The organism is Pseudomonas sp. Pseusp97, assembly GCF_047304025.1.
Lineage (GTDB): Bacteria > Pseudomonadota > Gammaproteobacteria > Pseudomonadales > Pseudomonadaceae > Pseudomonas.
In genome coordinates this window covers 1-4,007 of record NZ_JBGLYK010000337.1, presented here as the reverse complement: position 1 = coordinate 4,007, position 4,007 = coordinate 1, and the positions used below count along the sequence as shown (strand labels likewise).

The following is a 4,007-nucleotide window of genomic DNA, read 5'->3' as shown; positions in this document are numbered from 1 at the left end:
CCCTGCGCCAGCGCCGCGTGCCGATTGCCCTGCGCATCGCCATCCACGGCCTGTTGCTGGTGGCCGCCGCCCGGGTGATCTACGCCTGGGTGATGGGCATGCAGGTCCAGCAGGCCATGCAGCAGCAGGACGCCGCCCTCGGCCAGCGCCGGTTATCTGAAGAACCCGGCGCCGGAATACCCGCCCCTGGCCCAGCGCCGTGGTTGGGAAGGCACCGTGCTGCTGCGTGTGCACGTTCTCGCCAGCGGCAGCCCGAGCGAGATCCAGGTGCAGAAGAGCAGCGGCCGCGACGCCCTGGACGATGCCGCGGTGCGCGCAGTGAAACGCTGGAGCTTCGTCCCCGCCAAGCGCGGCGACGTGGCCCAGGACGGCTGGGTCAGCGTACCCATCGATTTCAAATTGCATTGATTCAACTTGCCCAGATCAGCCGCACGAGAACCGCGGAAGGAGAACACCCATGAGTCTGCCCCTTAACCCCCTGGAATCCGTCGAAGGCGCAGTCATCTGGCTGCTGGTCGGCTTCTCCGTCGTCACCTGGGCCCTGGCCCTGGTGAAAGGCGTCCAGTTCACCCGCCAGAAGTCCCAGGACAAGCGCTTCCAGAAGCAGTTCTGGAGCGCCACCAGCCTCGAATCGGCCGGTGACCAGGCCGCTGGCAAGCCCGGCGCCGGCGCCCGCGTCGCCCAGGCCGGCTTCGCCGCCATCCAGGTGCAGGACAACGGTCAGCCGGACCTCGCCCAGTCGATCAACCACCAGGACCGCCTCGAACGCGCCCTGCGCCAGCAGATCCAGCGTGAGCGCCGCTCCCTGGAATCGGGCCTGGCGGTGCTCGCCTCGATCGGTTCCACCTCGCCCTTCATCGGCCTGTTCGGCACCGTGTGGGGCATCATGGAAGCGCTCAAGGGCATCAGCGCCGCGGGCTCGGCCAGCCTGGAAACCGTCGCCGGCCCCATCGGCAGCGCGCTGATCGCCACCGGCGTGGGTATCGCCGTCGCCGTGCCGGCGGTGCTGGTCTACAACTACTTCCTGCGTCGCCTGAAGCTCACCGCAGCCGACCTCGACGATTTCGCCCACGACTTCTACAGCCTCGCGCAGAAGAGTGCCTTCCGCGTCGTCGCCCTGCCCACCGCCGCGCGCAAACCGGCTGCCGGCAACAGCGTGAAGGAGGCGAGCTGACATGGCCTTCTCGACTCAGGACAGCGACGAGGTTCTCTCCGAGATCAACGTGACCCCGCTGGTGGACGTGATGCTGGTGCTGCTGGTGGTGTTCATCGTCACCGCGCCGCTGCTGACCAATGCCATCCCGATCAACCTGCCCAAGACCGAGTCGGTCGCCCCGCCGGAGCAGAAGGACCCGCTGGTGGTCAGCATCGACGGCGCCGGCAAGTGGTTCATCAACAAGGACGAGATCCAGCCCGAGCTGCTGCAGGGCAACCTGGCGGCGGCCAAGGCCAAGGATGCCGAGGTCCGCGTGCAACTGCAGGCCGACGAGACCGTGAACTACGGCCAGGTGGCCAAGGCCATGGCCTCCATCGAGAAGGCGGGCATTACCAAGCTGGCGGTGATCACCGCGCGCTGAGGCCCCTGTAAGACACCTGAAACAGAGCGGGTGTAGAAAGGGACCTCCACAACGTACCGAGCTTCAAGGCCGCTCTCCCAATACTCAGGCAGGGGTGAGCGGCCTTTTTTTATTCCCGCGCTTCGCGCCGACGGCTGTTGCTCGCGTAGGAGCGGACTCTGTCCGCGATGCCCAATCGGCCAGCTCCGAGCCGCCGGAAATCGATCGCGGACGGAGTCCGCTCCTACGTTCGCCGGGCAGGCCACAGAACCGTAGGGCGCATAACCCGGAACGGGTTATCCGCCGCATGCCCCACGGCGGATAACGCTGGCGCGTTATGCGCCCTACCAGAGCGCAGGTGGCCCCTGCGCCGGCCAAATCACCCGCCGTTCGTCGTCCGCCCCGCCCTGGCAATAAACCTATGCCTTTCAGGCCCTTCCGTGGCCGCCGCAGTTCTACTAAGTTGATGACAGTCTGGAGACCTGAGGGGTACCGCATGACATCGTCTCCCGCTTCGGAAGGCCCGTTCTATCCACCGACACTGGGGGTGCCGGAACGCTTCACAGCCGATCAGCTGCGCGCCTCGCTCGATATCACCATGAGCGAACACGGCGCCGGCCCGGTGTGGCTGTTCGCCTACGGTTCGCTGATCTGGCGCCCGGAATTCCCGGTGGCCGAGGCGCGCCGTGCGCGGGTGCACGGCTACCATCGCGGGCTCTACCTGTGGTCCCTCACCCACCGCGGCACCCCGGAAGCGCCGGGCCTGGTGCTGGGCCTGGATCGCGGCGGCTCCTGCGCCGGCTTTGCCTTCCGCCTGCCCGATGACAACCTCGACGCCAACCTCTACGCGCTCTGGGAGCGGGAGATGCCCTACGCCTCCTACCGCCCGGAATGGCTGAACTGCCGCCTCGACGATGGCAGCCGCGTGCGCGCCCTGGGCTTCGTCCTGGAGCGCCACCTGCCCAGCTACGCCGGCTCCCTGCCCGACAACATCGTCCAGCATGTGCTCGACAGCGCCCAGGGCCACTTCGGCACCACCCGCGAGTACGTCGAGCAGACGGCGCGCGCCCTGCGTGAATACGCCATGCCCGACCTCAACCTGGAAGGCATCCTCGCTCGTTGCTGCCCGCTGCGGCGAATGCAGGAATAAGCGCTTATAGCCGTTTGCTTAGTTGAAATACTGCATAAGCAAAGAATTTCTTATTCCTTAACGTATATTAAAACCCTCCCTAGAATGTCTTTCATGACGATTCGAGAGGGCCGATCCATGCGCAATGAACGCATCCGCTACCTGATCGTGCCGGGCTGGCACGGTTCCGACGACGCCCACTGGCAGAGCCACTGGCAGCGCGCCCTGCCGAACGCCGCGCGGGTGCAGCAGCAGGACTGGATCACCCCGCAGCACAACGACTGGGTCGCCGAACTGGACCGCGAGATCCGCCGTGAACCGGGGCGCGTGGTGCTGATCGCCCACAGCCTGGGTTGCGTCACCGTCGCCTCCTGGGCGGCCCGCGCTGACCGCCGCGTCCTCGCCCAGGTCGCCGGCGCCCTGCTGGTCGCTCCAGCCGACGTGGAGCGGGAAACCTGCCACGAAGCCCTGCGCAACTTTGCTCCCATCGCCACCCAGACGCTGCCCTTCCCCGCCGTGCTGGTGGGTTCGGACAACGACGCCGCCTGCAGCCCGCAGCGCGCGCTGATCCTCGGCCGCGTCTGGGGCGCCGAGACGGTGATCCTGCCCTCCGCCGGCCATATCAATGTGAAATCCGGCCACGGCGCCTGGGAATCGGGCTACCGTCATCTGTATCGCCTGCAGTACCTGATCGACCAGCAATCGCGCCAGCGCGCCTGATCCCATCCATGAAGGCGCGCGGTGTGACGTCCGCGCCTATCCCATCGCGGCACGGATTCGGCTAGGGTGAGGCATAGCCCCACGCCGGAGACCGCCATGCCACCGTTGCACGACCTGTCCGCCGTCGAACTGCTGGCCCTGTACCGCTCGCACCAGCTGTCCCCCGTCGAGTACCTGGAGCACCTGATCGCTCACATCGACCGCTGGGAGTCGCAGCTCTGCGCGCTCTTCGCCTTCGATCCGCAGCGCGCGATGGAGCAGGCGCGGCGCTCCGAGGCGCGCTGGATCCGCTGCGCGCCCTGCGGCGAACTGGACGGCGTACCGGTGACCATCAAGGAACTGATCGCCACCCGCGGCGACCCGATCCCGCAGGGCAGCGCCGCCACCCTCCTGCAACCCGCCACCAGTGATGCACCGCCCGCCGCGCGGATGTTCGAGGCCGGCGCGATCCTGCTGGGCAAGACCACGGTGCCGGACTTCGGCATGCTCTCCTCCGGCCTCTCCAGCTTCCACGAACTGGCGCGCAACCCCTGGGACCTGCGCATGAACCCGGGCGGCTCCAGCGCCGGCGCCGCCTCGGCTGCCGCCGCCGGCTACGGGCC

Annotated in this window: 5 protein-coding genes and 1 pseudogene; all 6 read left to right on the top strand. The window is 67.6% G+C overall.

The features are described 5' to 3' along the window. Nucleotides 1-121: 121 nt before the first annotated feature. Nucleotides 122-408: pseudogene (locus ACCC94_RS28375) on the top strand (energy transducer TonB); the annotation flags it as partial. A 49-nt stretch (nucleotides 409-457) separates the two neighbouring features. Further along, nucleotides 458-1,174 carry a MotA/TolQ/ExbB proton channel family protein gene (locus ACCC94_RS28370; protein WP_413352923.1) on the top strand — a complete coding sequence of 239 codons (717 nt, stop codon included), beginning with the start codon at nucleotides 458-460 and terminating at the stop codon, nucleotides 1,172-1,174. 1 nt (nucleotide 1,175) lies between these two features. Further along, nucleotides 1,176-1,577: an ExbD/TolR family protein gene (locus ACCC94_RS28365; protein ID WP_413352922.1), complete on the top strand. Its 402-nt coding sequence runs from the start codon at nucleotides 1,176-1,178 to the stop codon at nucleotides 1,575-1,577. Nucleotides 1,578-2,052: 475 nt separating this feature from the next. Further along, entirely contained in the window at nucleotides 2,053-2,706 is a 654-nt protein-coding gene (locus ACCC94_RS28360; protein WP_413352921.1) for a gamma-glutamylcyclotransferase, read from the top strand. Nucleotides 2,707-2,823: 117 nt separating this feature from the next. After that, on the top strand, nucleotides 2,824-3,405 hold the full coding sequence (locus ACCC94_RS28355; protein WP_413352920.1) for an alpha/beta hydrolase: 582 nt from the start codon (nucleotides 2,824-2,826) through the stop codon (nucleotides 3,403-3,405). A gap of 96 nt (nucleotides 3,406-3,501) precedes the next feature. Further along, nucleotides 3,502-4,007 (top strand): amidase family protein (locus tag ACCC94_RS28350; RefSeq protein WP_413352919.1); only part of this gene is annotated, 506 nt, incomplete at its 3' end.